General features: G+C 37.9%; 16 protein-coding genes and 1 tRNA gene. 4 read left to right on the plus strand and 13 right to left on the minus strand.

Going from position 1 to position 18,833, the window contains the following annotated elements; all coding sequences use genetic code 11:
• Positions 1-4 precede the first annotated feature (4 nt).
• The gene (locus tag B2O97_RS23000) at positions 5-868 is read left to right on the plus strand and encodes an AraC family transcriptional regulator (protein ID WP_070563746.1); all 864 of its coding nucleotides are present in this window, start codon (positions 5-7) and stop codon (positions 866-868) included.
• Here B2O97_RS23000 and B2O97_RS23005 read toward each other — a convergent pair.
• The 8 genes from B2O97_RS23005 to B2O97_RS23040 all read right to left on the minus strand — a co-directional run bounded on the left by B2O97_RS23005 (position 857) and on the right by B2O97_RS23040 (position 8,539).
• Positions 857-1,828, minus strand: coding sequence for an NAD(P)H-quinone oxidoreductase (locus B2O97_RS23005; RefSeq protein ID WP_312128085.1), 972 nt, complete (start codon positions 1,826-1,828; stop codon positions 857-859). The two genes, B2O97_RS23000 and B2O97_RS23005, sit on opposite strands and share 12 nt — an antisense overlap.
• Positions 1,825-4,503 carry a TonB-dependent receptor gene (locus B2O97_RS23010; protein ID WP_236560267.1) on the minus strand — a complete coding sequence of 893 codons (2,679 nt, stop codon included), beginning with the start codon at positions 4,501-4,503 and terminating at the stop codon, positions 1,825-1,827. The genes B2O97_RS23005 and B2O97_RS23010 overlap by 4 nt, the downstream gene beginning before the upstream one ends.
• Before the next feature lie 224 nt (positions 4,504-4,727).
• Positions 4,728-5,255 (minus strand): ferritin, encoded by a 528-nt coding sequence (locus B2O97_RS23015; RefSeq protein WP_070563752.1) that lies wholly within the window; start codon positions 5,253-5,255, stop codon positions 4,728-4,730.
• A 373-nt stretch (positions 5,256-5,628) separates the two neighbouring features.
• A complete protein-coding gene (locus B2O97_RS23020; protein WP_236560268.1) occupies positions 5,629-6,021 on the minus strand; it encodes a DUF6686 family protein in 393 nt (130 codons plus the stop codon).
• 243 nt (positions 6,022-6,264) lie between these two features.
• The gene (hpf, locus tag B2O97_RS23025) at positions 6,265-6,624 is read right to left on the minus strand and encodes a ribosome hibernation-promoting factor, HPF/YfiA family (protein WP_070563758.1); all 360 of its coding nucleotides are present in this window, start codon (positions 6,622-6,624) and stop codon (positions 6,265-6,267) included.
• A gap of 14 nt (positions 6,625-6,638) precedes the next feature.
• Positions 6,639-7,520, minus strand: coding sequence for a tyrosine-type recombinase/integrase (locus B2O97_RS23030; RefSeq protein ID WP_070563761.1), 882 nt, complete (start codon positions 7,518-7,520; stop codon positions 6,639-6,641).
• Between the two features lie 101 nt (positions 7,521-7,621).
• Complete coding sequence (gene rpsU / locus B2O97_RS23035) at positions 7,622-7,816, minus strand: 30S ribosomal protein S21 (protein ID WP_046672133.1); 195 nt, start codon at positions 7,814-7,816, stop codon at positions 7,622-7,624.
• A 90-nt stretch (positions 7,817-7,906) separates the two neighbouring features.
• A complete protein-coding gene (locus B2O97_RS23040) occupies positions 7,907-8,539 on the minus strand; it encodes an HAD family hydrolase (RefSeq protein WP_175441966.1) in 633 nt (210 codons plus the stop codon).
• 89 nt (positions 8,540-8,628) lie between these two features.
• Here B2O97_RS23040 and B2O97_RS23045 point away from each other — a divergent pair.
• A tRNA-Ile gene (locus B2O97_RS23045) sits at positions 8,629-8,702 on the plus strand.
• Between the two features lie 277 nt (positions 8,703-8,979).
• On the opposite strand, the gene B2O97_RS23050 is transcribed toward B2O97_RS23045, so the two are convergent.
• Both B2O97_RS23050 and aroE read right to left on the minus strand, forming a co-directional pair.
• A complete protein-coding gene (locus tag B2O97_RS23050; RefSeq protein ID WP_070563767.1) occupies positions 8,980-9,342 on the minus strand; it encodes a phage portal protein in 363 nt (120 codons plus the stop codon).
• Positions 9,342-10,127, minus strand: a complete 786-nt coding sequence (gene aroE / locus B2O97_RS23055; protein ID WP_201303573.1) for a shikimate dehydrogenase — start codon at positions 10,125-10,127, stop codon at positions 9,342-9,344. Before aroE ends, B2O97_RS23050 begins: the two co-directional genes overlap by 1 nt.
• Before the next feature lie 199 nt (positions 10,128-10,326).
• On the opposite strand from aroE, the gene B2O97_RS23060 reads away from it, so the two are divergent.
• Complete coding sequence (locus B2O97_RS23060) at positions 10,327-11,175, plus strand: helix-turn-helix domain-containing protein (protein WP_115047403.1); 849 nt, start codon at positions 10,327-10,329, stop codon at positions 11,173-11,175.
• Positions 11,176-11,412: 237 nt separating this feature from the next.
• The gene (locus tag B2O97_RS23065; protein WP_115047402.1) at positions 11,413-12,498 is read left to right on the plus strand and encodes an SGNH/GDSL hydrolase family protein; all 1,086 of its coding nucleotides are present in this window, start codon (positions 11,413-11,415) and stop codon (positions 12,496-12,498) included.
• A gap of 85 nt (positions 12,499-12,583) precedes the next feature.
• Here B2O97_RS23065 and B2O97_RS23070 read toward each other — a convergent pair whose 3' ends face one another.
• The 3 genes from B2O97_RS23070 to B2O97_RS23080 are packed head-to-tail and all read right to left on the minus strand — an operon-like array spanning position 12,584 to position 18,769.
• Positions 12,584-13,492 (minus strand): glycerophosphodiester phosphodiesterase family protein, encoded by a 909-nt coding sequence (locus tag B2O97_RS23070; protein ID WP_115047401.1) that lies wholly within the window; start codon positions 13,490-13,492, stop codon positions 12,584-12,586.
• A gap of 27 nt (positions 13,493-13,519) precedes the next feature.
• Entirely contained in the window at positions 13,520-15,262 is a 1,743-nt protein-coding gene (locus B2O97_RS23075; RefSeq protein ID WP_201303574.1) for a RagB/SusD family nutrient uptake outer membrane protein, read from the minus strand.
• Positions 15,263-15,280: 18 nt separating this feature from the next.
• Positions 15,281-18,769: a SusC/RagA family TonB-linked outer membrane protein gene (locus tag B2O97_RS23080; protein ID WP_115047397.1), complete on the minus strand. Its 3,489-nt coding sequence runs from the start codon at positions 18,767-18,769 to the stop codon at positions 15,281-15,283.
• Positions 18,770-18,833: the final 64 nt, after the last annotated feature.

Genomic DNA, 18,833 nt, shown 5'->3' on the forward strand with positions numbered 1-18,833 from the left:
AATTATGAAAGCACAGCTGCTTCATTTAAACAGCAATCTTGAGCATTCGTTCAACGCGCGTAGAGACAATACACCTCAGTACCATAATCTTTGGCATTACCACGAAGAACTGGAATTAATTTATTTCGCCAAAGGCTCAGGCACCCAATTTATTGGCGATAGTGTCCGGCGCTTTGAATCGGGCGATATCACCCTTGTGGGTTCAAACCTACCTCATTATTGGTTATTTGACGAAATTTATCTTCAAGAGGAAGAAGCAGAAAGCGCAGATATTCGTGTGCTTCATTTTAAAGAGAACTTTTGGGGAAATGATTTTATTAATTTACCTGAAAATAAATCCATCAAAGACCTTATTCGCGTCTCCAAAAGAGGCATTTCATTATTGGAGTGCAGCCGACTAAAAACTGCGCAATTAATTGACGCTATCTTGGCAGCAACAGGTACCCCACGTATTATTCATTTATTAGAAATATTACAGTATATTTCGGCCGAAGAACAACATGATCTGTTAACGAGCCCCACTTTTACCATCCAGCTGCAAGATCAGGATGCCAACCGTATGCAGATTGCCATGCAATATATCGGTGAAAATTATCGCGACCAGATACGCCTGCAAGAACTTGCCTCTCTCACGGGAATGACCCCAAATTCCTTCTGCCGTTATTTCAAATCACAGATCGGAAAAACGCTCTTTCAATTTCTGATCGAAATGCGCGTGAAAACCGCTTGCAATTTATTAATAGAAAACAAACAGACGGTGAAGCAGATCTGCTTTGAATCAGGTTTTCAAAACTTTTCAAGCTTCCATAAATACTTCAAAAATGTAACCGGCACCACGCCGCTCAGCTTTCAGCGATCAAAAACTTAAGACGATTTTACCCAATAAGCTTGAATCTTCCATCAATCGATGGGCTTCAGCAGCCTCGGCAAAAGGAAGCACCCGGTATAAGGTCGGTTTGAAATCGCCAGCGCTAAGTTTCGGCCATACCTGAGACCAGATATCATCCCGTAGCACTTGCTTAAATTCACGGTCTCTCGCCCGTAATGTACTTCCCGTTAAAACAATCCGTTTCTGCATTAATTTGAGCAAGTTTAACTCGACTATTGCGCTTTCCATCGCATTAATATATACTAAACGACCATCGGGGTTCAAAAGGTTGATATTTTTCTCAAAATATGAACCACCAATACTGTCTAAAATAACATCAACCCCCAAAGGCTTCAGCGCCTCCAGAAAATCCTCCGTTTTATAATTTATTGTTTTGGTTGCTCCCAATGATTTACAAAAGCTAGCCTTTTCAGATGAGCTGACTGTCGTATATACTGCTGCACCAAACAAGGCCGCTAACTGAATTGCCGTACTGCCAATCCCACCAGCACCACCGTGTACCAAAAAATGATCGCCGGTCTGCAAATTCCCTCTTCGAAAGACATTGTCCCATACTGTAAATACGGTCTCAGGCAGCGAGGCTGCTTCCGCGAAATCTAAATGATCGGGAATAGGCAAACAATGTCCCTGATAGACCTTAGCATAGTTTGCATAACCTCCACCCGCTACGAGTGCACATACACGATCACCAATGTTCCAGTCAGCGACCCCGGTTCCCTTTGCGACAATAACCCCTGCTATTTCTAATCCAGGTATCCGCGCATCCACCCCGGCAGGTGCCGGATAGTTCCCTTTACGCTGAAAAACATCAGGTCTATTTACACCTGCAGCCTTTACTTCTACTAAAACTTCCAGTTCACCGATCTGCGGCATCTCCACATCGCGGACTTCCAAAACTTCGGGTCCGCCCGGTTCAGTAATAATGACAGCTTTCATCATGATTTTTTGGGATATTTCTGTAATCTTATATTGAGCGAAAGCATAAAATAACGAGCCAAACGATTGTTTCGAACGTCTAAAATATCATTTCCCACCACGGCACGTGAAATTCCAGTATTCTGATTCATTAGATCGAATCCCTGAAATCTCAACATACCCAAGTTATTCCTTCCAAAAGTATATTCCATATAGGCGTTGATTATCGTTGGATTAATATTGTTCCATGAGCTCGAATAACCCGCATTAAATTTTTGAGAAAGTTCAAGTCCCATGGTAAAATGTTTGCCCAAATAAGCTTTAGATCCCAAACCAACGATTCCAGAATGCGCCGTGATATTATCTTGTACAGGCCAGTCAAATGTGGCCCTGTTCAACGAATAGTTGCCATTTAATTCCGCTTCAAAAATATCACTCCAGGTATAGCGGAATTGAAGGGCTTGTGTAAACAAAAAGTGTCCACCAAAGCTCTTTTTATCATTGACGTACGAAATATTGTTGTAATAATCTGCATTGCCATTTAAGCTCATCTGCAAATTATCCGACAATAAAGAAGCTGTAAACAAATAATAGCTCTTAATATCATAGTAGCCTTCTGTATTGCGATAAGTCGTTTTCTGTATCGTTGAATTAGGTTCAATTGTCCGGTTGGCTACAATCTTATCATTTACTAAGTTAAAAGCAAGACTGGCTTCCAGATATTGTCCCCTCCGCGTGATGGATTTGCGATACTTTGAAACAATACTATGTGCAAATTCAGATTTCAAATCCTTATTTCCGATCACAATATTCTGTGTGTTGGTATTGTCCACCACCGGCTGTATCTGATAGAAACTAGGCTGGTTATTACGTCCATAATAGTCCATAGAAAGATCCTCTTCTTTGGTAAACTTCCATTTCAATCCAGCAGAGGGCACGAGATTAACATTTGAATAGGAGGTTTTTATCAGTTTATCTGTTGAACTTCCCGTTAATTCGGACGGCTGAACTGCAAAACCGAAGTTTACCTTTACTTTTTCGCTTAAGTCTTGGCGGTAAATCATGCCGACTTTATTGCTTGCGAAAGAATAGTCGTACTTCAAACTAAGTGAATCCACCAGTATGGGCCCGTTGTTAAAATTATTGTTATTGTCAAAAGTAGAGCGACGGGCATCAATTTTGGTATAATCGAAATCGTAATTGATCTCCAAGGTACCACCTAAATCAACGGGCTCCACCAACGACAAGCGACTTTGGATATTTTTATTCTCATTGCTGGAACGGACCATTTGATTCAGGTAAGTTTCCGTTATTTTTGGCACCTTCAAGCTGCTGTCGATCGCTCTATTAAAATCGCGCACTTCCTCATCTTTATCCAAGGAATTAAAATCCGTATGCAAAGTATAAAGTACTTTCCGCCCCGGTTTAGTAAAACTTCGCACGTAAAAAAGATCTAAAGCCGCAGCAGGGCTTTCTGTACTATTGGCCGCGCCGTAGTTCCCCGTACTACTTAACCGATTATTTTGGATCCTTCTATCTTTTAACGTATTGCTGGTCGAATTGGTCCAAGATAGTTTGGGCGATATTTTAAGCTGATCTTTGGGCGACAGCTTCATATCAAAATCCCAGTCCATTTTATGGATACGATCGATTGATTTTATTTTGTAATCTTCAAAATTACTAATCAGATTATTCGCGGCTTTGCCATACCCATATATCGATTGTAATAAGGAATTTCCCTGGATATAATTATTACGTTGCGTAAAGCTATATTTTCCGCTTGCTGTTACCGTTTTAGAAAGCGGACTAGAGAAACTACCACCTACAGAGCCGATTTTATTGACGCCGTCTGTCGGGTCCGCAAAATCCGCTAGCTCGCCCATTTCCCGCTCCCGTTCCCCGCCATTGGGCGAACCGAAAGAAAAAAGGTTGGTATTGGTATTATTGACCGAGGCGATAACAGAGTACTCTTTACCGTCATTGAAACGATTCAGTCCAGCACTCCCCAAGTAACGATCTACCGAACCACCGCCAAGCGTAGCTTGACCAAAAGTAATTTTCTTCTTATCATCTTTGAGCACAATATTCAGAACTTTTTCGGATTCAGCACTTTTAATTCCTTTTGCCGTCGCCTCGTCACCATAAAAATCAATAACTTGAACGCTTTTCACAAAATCTGCAGGAAGATTGCGTGTGGCGGTGAGCACATCGCCACCAAAGAATTTTTTACCATCCACCTTAACAGAGGATATGGGCTTACCGAAGGCGTAGACAGAACCATCCCGCGAGACCTGAATATTGGGTAATGCCTTAAGAGCCTCTTCTAAGAGTGCCCGACGATCAAATTGAAAAGCATCCAGATTAAATTGAACAGTATCCTGCTTATAAACAATGGGTTTATATTTTAGTACAACAACTTCTTTTAAAAGGGATACATGGGGAAACATGGTCAATTTTCCAACATCCAATTTAGCTGTCGTGCTATTGTACAAGGGATAACTACGTTCCAAGATACTAAGGCCCAGCTGGCTACAGCTAATACGAATATCATTACCCAGTACACGATTAAAATGAAAATAACCTGTTGCGGAAGTTGATGAGAACAAGGTATCGCGGGAACTCGTCAGGTGAACACTTACACCATTTAGGGGCCTTCCAGCTGTATCGACAACAATGCCATAAACCTCTTTTTTTGACACCTGCCCTAAAGTGGTTTTGGGTAAAAAAAACAAGTTCGTTATAGCTAAAAAAAGTACTAACCGGATAATATTCCCGTCCTTTAGTTCCATCAAATAGACTTTGCAATAATACAATTCAATATAAGAATTCTTAAGCTATTAACGTAAAAAGTTGTGATTTTGTATATAAAAAAAACGAGCTGTTTTCTCAACAGCTCGTTTCTTACACTATTTTTTACAATTTATTATTCACCCGCAAAGGTAACCTTAACGAGGTGCTTATCAATTTCCCAACGGCCAGTACCATCTTCACCGATTACATCGAATAATTCAAGAATACGTCTTGCAACAAACTCCTCCTCCACTTGCTCTTCCAAGAACCATTGAACAAAGTTAAAAGTTACGTAGTCTTTTTCCTTCGCACATCTATCCGCAATATTATTGAATTGTTCAGTAACAAACATCTCTTGTTCCAATGTTTGCTCAAATACACCACGGAATGATTCAAAATCTTGAGGAATACCTGTAACTTCCGGAGAAATTGCACGACCACCGCGGTTGTTAATATAATTGAAAAGCTTCAACATGTGCTCGCGTTCTTCGTTGGATTGTTTCGCAAAAAACTCGGAAGCATTTTCCAAACCCTGATCATCACACCATGAAGACATTGCCAAATATAATGCTGAAGAATGAGCTTCAACTTTAATCTGTGCATTCAATATATTTTCGATCTCTTCTTTCAAAGAAGATTTTAATTTCAATAAATCTTTCATATTTACCTTAAGTTTAATTTCTAAAACATGAACAAGTGAAACACATGATCACCTGACTACATCACAAAGATACAGCAGATATTCAAAATGTGTATCAAGAATATGTAATACAAATTCAGTCTAAATTAGACAAACAAACCACAACTTGTTTAGAATCAATACAATTACAAATACGTAATATTGATACTTTCAATAAGCCATCAAATAAAACAATAAGTGGCAGAAAGGACTTAAAATCAGGAATGCCAACCAAAAAACAAAAGGTAGTCCATTGAGACTTATTTAAATTAAAATTAAATAAGGTCACCACAAAACAAAAAGCGGTGTACATCATAGACGTACACCGCTTTTTAAATTCGTTTATATATACTACCTAAGCGAAAACCGCAAATGGCGAAACCTGCAAACAAGTTCTGACAACGCTATTCAATTCCATCATAAATTTAGCGCCATCTAATAATTCGCGCAACTGGAGCACATCCGCTACAGTTAAGATGAAACATCTTTCTGTACGAAAAGGCATAATGATTTCAAAATCAGATGAGCGTGTTGTATCATGAAGCATATGCTCAACATCAATCCCATCGATACGTTTCTTAAATTTCAAAAAATCCGATACCGAGAAAGACGTTGTTTCATTATTATATTCCAACCAGAAACAATTTTTGCGGCTACATTGATAAACTGTACCTACTATAGTTGAAAACACTTCCTCAACATGTGCTAACGGACAAACCAATTTTGACATTTCTATTTCCCTTATCATTTAAATCGATCAAAAATAAATATTATTTATAATCAATCCAAGTAAAACAGAAGATTATTTTGATTTAATATAAATAAGCCTTTCAGCGAGTAATGGAAATAAATCCTTCCTAATTTCACATGGATCAACAGCCCCGAAAATCCACGTTAGGTTCTTACGGACCAATTACAATAGAGCGGTACAAAAAAAGAGGCCAGTTTCTATAACTGACCTCCTACATTTACATCTATATTTTAATAGTTATTAATCGTATTCTTCCTCTTCTTCTTCCTCTAGGGTAAGAACTTCATTACGTCCATTGATAACTGTATTTTTTGTCTTTGTTTTATGTTTATTAATCTGTCTACGCAAGGATTCGACAGCAATATCTGTCGCCTCCTCAAAGCTCTTCGCTTGCCCTTTCGCAAAAAGCTGGCTTCCCGGGATATTTAATTTAATTTCTGAAATTTTATTTGCCTCATCATCGACATTTTCCAATCGCAGGTAGCATTCGCCACCAATAATGGAATCCAAAAACTGCTCCAATTTTCCTGTTTTCTTTTTGATAAACTCGATTAGCTTTTGATCAGCAGTAAATCGAATGGATTGCACAGTAATGTTCATTTTTCCTCCTTTTTTTAAGCTTTTGGATGAGCTTGTTTATAAATTGACTTCAATCGTTCTGCTGAGTTATGCGTATACACTTGTGTTGCCGCAAGCCCTGCATGCCCCAGCAGCTCTTTAATTGCATTTAAATCCGCCCCGTTGTCCAACAGGGCCGTTGCGAAAGTATGTCTCAAAATATGAGGACTTCTCTTACCTTGAGTAGAAATCAGCGTCAATTGCCGATGTACAATAGCATAGATCAGCTTGGCATATGCTGGCTTTCCTTCTTTCGTAACGATTAGTAAGCTGTTATTAGTATCAACAAATTGCGTCGCCTTTTGTTGCAAATAGTTTTTCAATTCTTTCAATAAAAGATTATTGATCGGAACCAAGCGTTCTTTGTTCCTTTTACCTAATATAAGAATATTTTTATTAAAAAAATCTATATCCTGCTCCTTAATTTTCAACAATTCTGCCAACCGAATCCCGGTACCGAACAACAATTCCATAACCATATAATCGCGGCAGGATTCAAACCCATCCTGCTCCTGCCCCATCTGATCCAACAAACGGACCAGCTTTTCCTTTTCAACAACAACCGGTAATTTTTTAGCAGTTTTTAACGCTTTAATAAGCGTCATGGGATTTTTCGCAATACACTCTTCTCTTTGCAAAAATTTAAAATAAGTTCGCATGGAGGACATACTCCGGTTGACTGAACTTGCATTTTTTCCGGACTCTACCATTTGCGCGAAATAATGACGTAAATCACGGTATACGATATCCTGCACAGTCAGTCCCTCACGATCCAAAAAAGACTGGAACATCTCCAACTCATGCTTATAGGCAATAACCGTATGTTCTGAATACCTTTTTTCAATCTGCAAAAACCGAATAAACTCCTTTTCCAACATATTTTCCCTTGCTATATAGCTTAAATTACAAACTTAAAAGCACAAAAAAAAGGGAAAAGCATTGCTTTTCCCTTTATATTTTAAAATTCTCAGCGAATCAATTAGTTAGCTACATCTTGATTCAAAGATTGTTTGTAAATCGCTTTTTTCACTTGAATGCGACGAGTTACAGATCTCTTTTCGTAAGCTTGACGTGAACGCAACTCTCTTAAAACTCCAGTTTTTTCGAATTTCTTTTTGAAACGTTTCAATGCTCTATCTAAAGATTCTCCTTCTTTTACATTTACGATAATCATGCGTTATATATACCTCCTTTCGCCGCTTTTAAATTTAAAGTGGGACAAAGGTAAGCTATTTATTTTTAAAAAGGAAAACAAAATTATTTTTTATAGCAATTCGAATTCTTCCAACAAAATTCTTAGCGGTTTCTCCTTCGTACACAATGCCGTATGCCAACCCAATTGTTTTGCTGTCGCTAGATGTTGAGGGCTGTCATCAATAAATAAAGTCTCCGCCGGATCCAATTGTTGCTCTTGCATAACCAATTCAAAAATCTCCGCATCAGGTTTGCGCATCCCTACCAAATGAGAGTAATAGGTCTTTTCAAAAAAACCTTCATTGTCGGCAACACCATATTTCTCATGAATATCATTCATACAATAGGCATAATGAATTGCATTGTTGTTACTTAACAAAAAGGTACGGTATCGATCTTTCAACTGGACTAAAATCTCATGATTTCCCTGTGGTACACCGATCAGTAAACTGTTCCAGGCCGTATCAATCTGTGCGTCCGTCAGTGCTGGGTTTTGGGTTAATTCTCTTATCCCTTCACGAAATTGCGTCGAATCAATTTTTCCTTTATCAAAATTATCAAAAAGTGCACTTTGACCATGATGTCCAAATACGGCATCAACATTTTCTATACCTAACTGAGTAAAAGCATCTTTCAATTTTACAAAGTCGATCATAAAGATCACATTCCCATAATCAAGAACAATATTTTTAATTTTTTCCATCGAATTATTTTGAAATATCAATACAAATATCGATAATTGCATCGTCAAAACGGCACAACAGCTGTTTAAATTGACAAAACAAAAGACCTGCTCCTATAGCTCAGTCGGTTAGAGTAGAAGACTCATAATCTTTTGGTCCCTGGTTCGAGCCCAGGTGGGAGCACAGAACAAAAAAGTCGCTTTTCTATATAGAAAAGCGACTTTTTTCGTTTCTACGCATCGTTTTCCGACGATGTAAAGGTCTAGGAGAATCACACCATTTCAGCCTGTTTTGCATAGTTTTTTATTGAACTTCACGTAAAAAGATATCTAACGGGATTTTTCACCTGCTAAAGAAAAAACTATAGCAACCGTCAGCGCAAAAGTTTATGAACACCACAAGAAATCAGATGGTACCTACGATGTGGAAATAATACCTTTTCTGTAAAGTTTACACTATATTAGCACCTTAGATATTCGATCAATTCAAACCTATTTCCGAATGGATCTCGAAAAAAAAATCGTTCTCGACCATCTATCTTGGACGAGTATTTTACGATTATATTCTGATTCTTCAAAAATAATTTAGCATGGGATAAGTCGAAAACTTCAAACGCAGGATGTATATCAGAATTTGTTTGATGGTACTTTTCTTCACGAATATGAAGCTGGATATCTCCGATTTCAAACCAAATAGCCCCCCTGGGATGATTACCAAGGATTTGATTCAAACGCAATATCTCAGCATAAAACCTTTGCGCTGAAGCTAGCCCGCCTAAAGGAACACTTATGAGTATATGCTCTACACGTTTAAATTTGATCATTAGTGTATTTTTAAAACATTGGCCAACGCTGAATGCATAACAGAAGGCTCGACGTCCATATCCATCCAATATTTAATTGCTATTCTGCCTTGATTAACGAGCATACTAAGACCATTTAAAACGCTACATCCCTTTTCTCGAGCGGTTCTTATAAAATGAGTATCTGGGGGATTGGGTATAACATCTGCGATAATCATCTCCTTTCCGATAAGATCAAATTCAATATCGAGTTTTTGATCCACATTGGGAAACAGCCCTACACTAGTTGCATTGATCAAAATATTCGTTGATAATTTTATCTTATACCTTCCTTCCCAACAGTTAAATAACGCGTTAGTTTTAGTATTACTATTTATCAGATCGGCAAGTTCTTCACCTTTAGATTTGTCCCTATTTACAATAATAATTGTATGGGCTCCCGCTAACGCCAATTCAACTGCAATTGCGCGAGCAGCGCCTCCAGCACCAAATATTGTAATACACTTGTCCTTAGGATCTTCAATAATTTCTAGCGCTTTTAAAAATCCTTTTCCATCTGTATTCTCACCTATCCAAAGGTTCCCCCTTCTAACTACAGTATTAACCGCACCTATCAATCGTGCAGAGCCTCCTAATTCATCAAGATATGGAACGACCGCTATTTTGTGTGGAATAGAACAATTGAAACCAATCCATCCCATGGCTTTTGCTCCTTTGATAGCATCTGCCAGATGCATAGGCTCAACCTCGCAATTCAGATAACGAGCGTTGATACTGTGATATCTATAAGCTGCTTCAATCATCATTACAGTTGGATCTCAGAAGCTGGTTTGGCAAAAGAGCCCGTAATAAAAGGCAAAAAATCAATGTTATCTTGCATAAATGTGAAATAAAGTAATTGATACAAAATGATAAATCTTCTATTACAAAGATTGCATATTACCGGCGCCACGCCCAGGTATATTTAAAGGTATTTTTTGTATTTTTATCGTAAGCACTTTTAAAATGAAGAAAATACAGTTTGATCAACTCGTTATTCATGATTATGAAGAAAAGACTTTTCATTTACCCCTTCATAGCCATACTTATTATGAACTGGTTTATATCCACAAAGGTAGTGGCATTCATTTACTGAACAATAATAGGTTTCAATATGGGGAAGGAGATCTGTTTATAATAAGTCCAGAAGACGAACATTATTTTGAGATAAACAAAAGTACTCACTTCACATTTATAAAGTTCACAGACGCATATCTGTCAGAACACTCACAGCATACAGTAGATAATTTCAATTTATATGAACCTGTCCGAATAATGAAGAATAAGTTATTAAAGGAAGTGAAATTAAAAATAGATGAACCTCCCAATGCTATACTTCGAAATATTATTGAGAATATAGTATTGTACAAATTTTCGAAGGATATCTCTCGTTCAGCGCTCATATTTTATCAGATACGATCTATCTTAGTCTTAATTAGCGAAGCTGCTGCTAAACTTCATATAAGAATTGACAATGGTCAGCCCGGTAAAGAAGAGCTCATTTCCTTCATACATCAACATATCTACCAACCGTCAATTATTCAGATTAAAAACATCGCCGCTCACTTCTCTATTGCAAATAGTTATTTCAGTGATTATTTCAAAAAAAAGTTTGGTATAAGTTATCGAAATTATGTCAACGAATACCGCATAAACTTAATTCAAACTCGATTAACTGTTCCGACCGTTTCACTATCGCAGATCGTATATGAATTTGGTTTTACCGATGAAAGCCATTTAAACAAATTTTTTAAAAACCATATAGGTCTGACCCCAAAAGTATATAGAAATTTACACCTTGAAAATACAGTTTAAGCATCTATAATAACCTTTAACTGTCAAAAAAATCATCGAAAAAACACTTTTAAGATATATTTCCATGATTTCATATCGAAAAATAGTCGGTAATTAATTATAAAAGAATTTATCGTATTCCTCTAAAGTCTGATCAACAGATATTTTTAAAAATTTACATTTTATTCATTAAAACTTAACCTAAAACAAATACTCAAACGGACAAAAAAAACTATTTTTAGAGAAGAAAAATCTACAATGCATTACATAAAACCTTTATTGAGCTCTATCTCAAGTCTCCTGCTATTCTATTCTTTACAAGCTCAAGAAAACATTAAATATATCCCTGCCTCTGAACTTCAAATCATTGGCAAAGCAAAGAAATCTTCACCAATTTATGAACGTATACCCAATGACGAAAAAATTGATCTACCAAGCGCTGTCCAAAAGTTAGCAAAAAATAGTGCTGGAATCGCATTCTTATTTGAAACTGATTCCCGGTTCATTGCAGCAAAATGGCAGCTTGAATCGGCTAGATATGCTGCAAATATGACTCCTATTGGTCATAGTGGTTTAGATTTATATTGTCTAAAAGATGGGAAATGGCAATTCGTAAATGTAGGCAAACCACTGAAAGATAGCACAAATAATGAGCATATATTAATCAACAATATGGATAACAGTCTCAAACAATTTATGCTTTACTTACCTCTTTACAATACCACGACATCGATAGCTGTAGGAGTATCTACTCATGCGCATATTGCAATCCCAAGATCTCCAAAAATAGATCCAAACAAACGGATTGTTATCTATGGTTCAAGTATAGTGCAAGGGGCTTCTGCAAGTCGTCCGGGTATGGCATACCCTGCCATTTTACAGCGAGAACTAGGAGTTGATGTCATCAATCTCGGATTCAGTGGAAGTGCAAAAATGGAGAAAGAGGTGGGCGAATATGTAGCGTCAGTACCGGCAGATTGTTATGTACTAGATTGTATCCCAAATCCAAGCCCACAAGAAATTGAAGAACGGATTATACCTTTTATCAAACAGGTTAGGATAAAAAATCCCTCAACTCCGATTATACTGGTGGAAACTGTATCTCGAGAAAACGGAAATTTTGACCTAGTTCTTGGAAAGCGTGTGAAACAACAAAACGACAACGCAAAAAAAGGATATGATAAGCTAGTAAAAGACGGTGTCAAGAAAATTTATTATATTTCCTCGGACGAGTTGATCGGAACAGACCACGAAGCGACTACCGATGGTGTCCACCTTAGTGATTTAGGTTTTAAAAGAATTGCTAACACTATCCAAAAAGCTATTTTAAAAGCATTGAAGTAAAGTCAAAATGCAAAAATAAGTGAAACCCAAACAAGCTTCACTCATTTTTGCATCCACATAGATCTGTTATAAAATGTCTTTACAATTAGTGCTTTCCGATTTTTTTTAAATAATCAATCAAAAATATAGGTCTATCGGTTTGAATAATACGTGCATGCAATTGATTGATTAAATAACCATAGATTGCATCCGGATTAGCTAATGCTGAATCATCATCATTCCCTCCTGACAATGTGTCCCAAAGTGTGTTGTACCAAATCAAACTTTTATTTTCTAAAAGCTTCGGCAAGGTAGTAACCTTTGTGTTTTTTTTATCAGAAAACACGAATTCAATCGCCACCGGATTTATTTCTGTTAAAAATTGAGCGACACTCGTTAAGGCATTTGGCTTATCTAGATCAACGATGGGCATATATAATATATCCGTCAAGTATGAACCATATTTTTCTTTTACTTCAGTAGCTGATCGATTTCCCTTCATAATTATTTGATGCGACATTCCTGTTTTTTTTAGTAATTCATATATTTCATCAAAATAATCGTCAGCTTTATCTAAGTTGAGTAAAACCTTACCCTTTGACACAATCAAAGCTTCTTCTAATGTCGGCACTTTTTCTTTGGTCCGAATAGCGGCTCCGTTCTTCAGATACATAGTCTGAATAGTATTAAATTCAGTATCTTTTACCAGACCACTGCCAGTTGTAGTGCGATCTAAAGTTTTGTCATGCATCAGAATTAACACGCCGTCTTTTGTCCGCTGTACATCCAACTCTACAATATCCGCTCCCATTTGAATGGCACTCTTTATAGCAGAAATAGAATTTTCGGGATAATTTCGCCAATCACCTCGGTGCGTCACTACAAAAACATGATCAGAATTTCGCTCCAATAGCGCCCGACGTATTACACGAGCTCTATCTACTGTGTTTTGTGCTTGAACGAGTCCATTTAACAATAAAACTAATAGTAGTAATATATTTTTCACTTTTCCCATTTTAGTAACTTTTAAATTTGAACAATCTTAAAAACCTGAGCTATCTTCCCATCCTGGATTTTGTACCAGACGTCCACCTGAGAGCACCCGTTCACTTGTGGGAATCGGCCAAAGATAATCGCGATTATCATTCCAAGTAATTTTAACTGTGGGATAGGCTATAACATATCCGTTTGTTCCCTGGGATAAAATGATGTCTACTCCAATTTCTTTGCTGACTCCATTAGCTATTGATTCTTTGACACCTGTCCATAAGACAAGATCATCCACACCATCATTATCCATATCATAACGGCCGGGGCCTGGGAAATAACAGCCATAATAAGGCATGGCCAACTGCTGCCCCTCGTGCCAGCGGATAATATCCCACTGCCTGAATCCTTCCATAACAAGTTCCACCGTTCGTTCTCGCCTTATTTCTAAAATTACACCTTTCATATTGTCTTTTGATACCTGCGGATAGTAAGTTAATAGGAGTTCATCGGGATACTGATTAGCCCAGTTTAATTGGAGTGATGCCATTTCCGCACGTTCCCGTATTTTATTGATTGACTTATCTAGATCTCCTTGTGTCAGTGTTCCCAATTCAGCTTTTGCTTCTGCAAAATTGAGATAAACTTCAGCAGCTCTAAATAATGGGAAATCACTAACTCCCTTTGAGGCGCCACTAAAAGCCGATGAAGAAACAAACTTGATGGGCTGATATCCCGTCGCAGAACTTAATTGATTTTTAGTAACCTGCGTGCTACCAATCTGTTTATAGCCTGGATGAAGGATGGTCTGAGCCATCCGTGGATCACGATTGCCGAATTCATTACTATAAGTTAATTGTTGCCATCCTTGCTGCTCCGTAAAACGGGTACCATCTTTCATGAGATAATGATTCATAAAACGTTTTGTCATCCCCTGCTTACTATTGATAATATTAAACTGTATACCATGCATAAGGTTAACGGTTGAACTATATATCCTTGCCAAAATTACCTCTTGCGCAATCGCATCATCACTTACAAACAACTCTCTATAACTCATACCTGATGTAGCCTTATAAAGCGTGTAACCGCTATTGGTTATAAATTCATCGCCTGCTTGAACTGCCTGCAACAAATATTTATCAGCTTCAGCAATACCCCGATATTTTCTATACGTACCCTCAAACAAAGCAGCTCTAGTTTTCAATGCCAAAGCTGTCCAACGGGTCACAGTTGATACCGATTTGGCAATTGGTAACATACCAATGGCTCTATCTAAATCTGCCATAACTGAATCCATGACAAGCGTCCTGTTATCTCTCAATTTAAAGAGTAGCTCATCGTCAGAAGACGACAGCACTTGATCATACCAGGGTACATCACCAAAACGCCTAACTTTATTGAAGTAGAAGTAAGCCCGCATAAAATATGCTACACCATCATACTGCTTTCTTGCTTCCAAATCAGCACAATTGGACGAATTTTGTAAATAGTAATTAATACTCCGCAAAAGTGACCAGTTCCAACCAGTTTCACTTGCAGCATCACGTTGTCCTAAAATCAAAGCTCCCAAAGAATTATCAACATGATCGTCAGCATTTTGACCTGCCAGCTCATCCGCTTCATCCAATTGACCGTAAAACTGATTCGTCCACAATCGCAGCTCTTCCCGACTCGAAAAGTAATTATTTGGACTCAACGTATCCTCTGGCATTAGTGTAAGCTGATCTTTACAGCCCATTAGCAATAGGACAGCAAACACGAAAATTACCCTTTTAGTTATAGTTATAGTTATCATAGCTTTTTATTTAAAGAATTAGAAAACGATATTCAAACCGAAAATCATCGTTTTCGAAAAATTATAGCCTACACCACTGTTTGCATCATAGGTAGAAGAAGTTACCGTCAATTCCGGATCTACTGTTTTACTATATTTTTTCAACTTGGACCAATAATATAAATTTTCCCCTGAAGCGTATACCCGAATATTTGTGGATGATTTTTCCTTCCATTTGAATGTATAGCCTATTGTGAGATTTTTTAGACGTAAATAGCCTACGTCCTGCAAATAACGGTCATTTACTTCTCCTAATGCCCCTGAAGAATAAGAAGCATACCCCCTCGGCTTGGGAAAATATCCTTCTGGATTTTCTTCAGACCACGTATTATTCATAAAATCCCTGTGAATAAACGATAGTGAAGGAAAGGAATATGGACCCCAAAAATCATAGGCATATTCGGTGGGATACCAGTTCCGCTTTCCGACACCCTGCAGGAAAATAGACACATCAAATCCGTTCCAATCCGCACCAAATCGTAACGAATAATTGTAACGCGGTTGCGTACTGCCGATAATTTGTTTATCTCCAGGATCTCCAACTGTCCCAGAGCCTTGATTGATAATGCCATCACCATTAAGATCGATAAATTCCACATCGCCAGCGCGGAGGTAATTCTCCTTTTTACTCGTATAAACTCTGTTGTTAACTGCTTTATCATTCAGCCTCGCTTGATAGGCTGCAGCATCTTCATCAGTTGCAAACAATCCCTTTACACGATAGCCCCATATTTCACCGAATTGTCTTCCGACGTAATACTCACTAATCAGTTTGTCCGGATTATTATATTTAGTAATGGTTGTTTTATAGTCACCCAAGGTTGCCGTTACATGATATCGTAAAGGATGATCCAGTTTAATTTGGTCTTGCCAGCTCAATTTAAGTTCCCATCCTTTTGTTCTTAAATCAGCAACATTTCCTTTTGGGGTATTCGCTCCATAGACAGCAGGTAGAGTGAGCGATTGAGCCAGCATATTCTTTGTATCTCGGATAAAATAATCACCTGAAAATGAAAGCTTACTATTCAAAAACAAAAAGTCGGCTCCAAGATTGGATGTATTGACAGTCTCCCAAGTTAAAGACGATGAGATAGGATCCGAAACATTCGCATAGTTGGCCTTCGTTGTCCCATCAAAGGTATAATTCATACTATTAGAGGTTTTAATCTCCTCGATGTAAGCATAATTGCCAACTTGCTGATTCCCCAAACTACCGTACGAAATTCGTAACTTACTTGAATTCCAAATCTGTTTCAAAGGTTGCCAGAAACTTTCGTCGCTCATCAGCCAACCAGCAGATACCGATGGAAAAAATCCCCATCGTTGATTGGGTTCAAATCGTGATGTCGCATCCCAGCGACCGGTCATTTCCAAAAGATATTTTCCCGCGTAACTATAATTTGCACGACTAAAAATACCTAAAGTTCGAAAAGCAGCTATCGCTTGACCGACCGTTGCCTCTCCTGTAGCTAAAGAGAAAGAGCTTAGAGATTCGCTCAGAAGATCATTTTTCCGTGCAGAGAGATTTGTCTCCCGGTAATTTTCATATTGAATACCGCTCATCGCTGTAAGATGATGCTTTGCCCCCCAATCGCGGTCATAAGTCGCATACACATTTAAGTTGTGATCCTGAACCTGATAATGGTTTTCTTGATAGTAATTAGAAATTGTTCCTGACGTAAAATTCAGCAATACTCCTTCTTCACGGGAATAATCAAAAGGTAAATTGCGGTACTTATACAATCTTTTCCTATTTCCATATGCATGATGTGCAGTCAACACCAACCCCTTGGTGATTTCAGCATCCAGCCTATTCGACAACACTGTATACGTGTTACCCCGGGAGTTCCGTGCTTTATTTGCTGTTAAAAAGCCACCATGTCCAGCTCCTATCGGCGAATTAGCATTCAATTGATTGGGATACTGCATAATGGAGCCATCCGGATTCAAAGGTACAAATGAAGATAAAATATTGCTTTGTAAAGCTCTGATGGTAAATTGTTCATCATAATATCCTGCATACTTATAATTGGACGAAGTGAAATTCAATGTTCCAGTATACTTCAGCCACGGTTTGATTTGTGCATCAAGTTTTGAAAACATCGAGTAACTTTGAAAGCGGTCCTCGTAAATATTAAAAATTCCATCTTGCGACCATAGTCTACCGCTTACATGATATTTGATCTTTTCATTCCCCCCATTAGCTGTCAGATTATGCTCTTGCATTGGCCTGGTTTTTCGATAGAAATGGTTATACCAGTCGGTATTGCCGTAATAAGCATACTTTCCGTCATCTCGCACATAGGTCCATGGTCGGTCCGGATTCTCAACCTTATCATTTTTTCGTTCTTCCAGCATTTTCATTTCATCTTCTGTATAGATTGCCATATCTGTCCCCTGATAGATGTTATAAAATTTATTCACAATGGATACATGATCATAGCCCGTATTGATAAAGTCTGTCGATGTCGTATTTTGTAAAAAACCTTTGCGCCCACTATATGTAATTACTCCATTACCACCTCGATCGCGCCCTTGTTTAGTTGTTATCAAAATAACACCAGAAGAAGCTTTGGCGCCATAAATCGCGGCTGAAGATGCGTCTTTCAAAATCGACACACTCTCAATATCATTTGGGTTGATCTGACTTAGGCTGACCTCAATACCATCTGCTAAAACCAGAGGCGTACCGCCATTGATTGAAGGTGTACCTCTGACATTGATTCCATAGCCACCATCCATTGCCCCCGTGCCAAACGTAATATTTAATGCAGGATCCATTCCCTGTAGAGCTTGTGCTGTTCCCGAAACGATCCTATTTTCAATATCCTTTGCTTGGACGACAGACACTGCTCCCGTTAGGTTTTTCGCTTTTTGCTGTCCATAACCTACTTGAACAATAACTTGCTCTAAAGCCGTTATTTTTTGATTTAGTACAACCCGTAGCCTATTATTGCTACCTATATTAACTTCCTTTTCTTCATAGCCCGTAGAAGAAATAATTAAAATATCATTTTGATGTAACGACAAGAATTCAAATCGGCCATACTCGTCAGCCACCGTGATATCTTCTTTGTTTTTGACACGTATAGTTGCTCCTATTAATGGTTCTTGCTTATGATCTACAATCAATCCTTCCACTTTTAACCCGTTGAAATCATTTTTCTTCTTCTTTGTATCGATGGAAAACACAATTGTTTTGCCTTCGATACTGTATTGCATGTTTTGTGTGTAAGCTATACTATCTAAGGCATGCCTTAGTGAGACTTTTTCCCAATTTATAACTTTTAAACTCTTGTTCTGAACATCTTTTTGTTGATATAGAAAGAAGCAGTTACTCTGCTTTTCTATTTCCAATAGTACCCGATCTAAAGCAACATTTTGAGCTTTATAGGTAATTTGTTGACCATTTACTGCCGCGACTCCAAGCAGCAAACAGCAGGTAGAAAGAAATGATTTAATATTCATTTTACAATGTTGTCATATAAAAAATATAGTAAAGTCGTGGATATGACATGGGCGTCCCCATATC

It is taken from the genome of Sphingobacterium sp. UBA865 (genome assembly GCF_002295765.1).
Classification (GTDB): Bacteria; Bacteroidota; Bacteroidia; order Sphingobacteriales; family Sphingobacteriaceae; genus Sphingobacterium; species Sphingobacterium multivorum.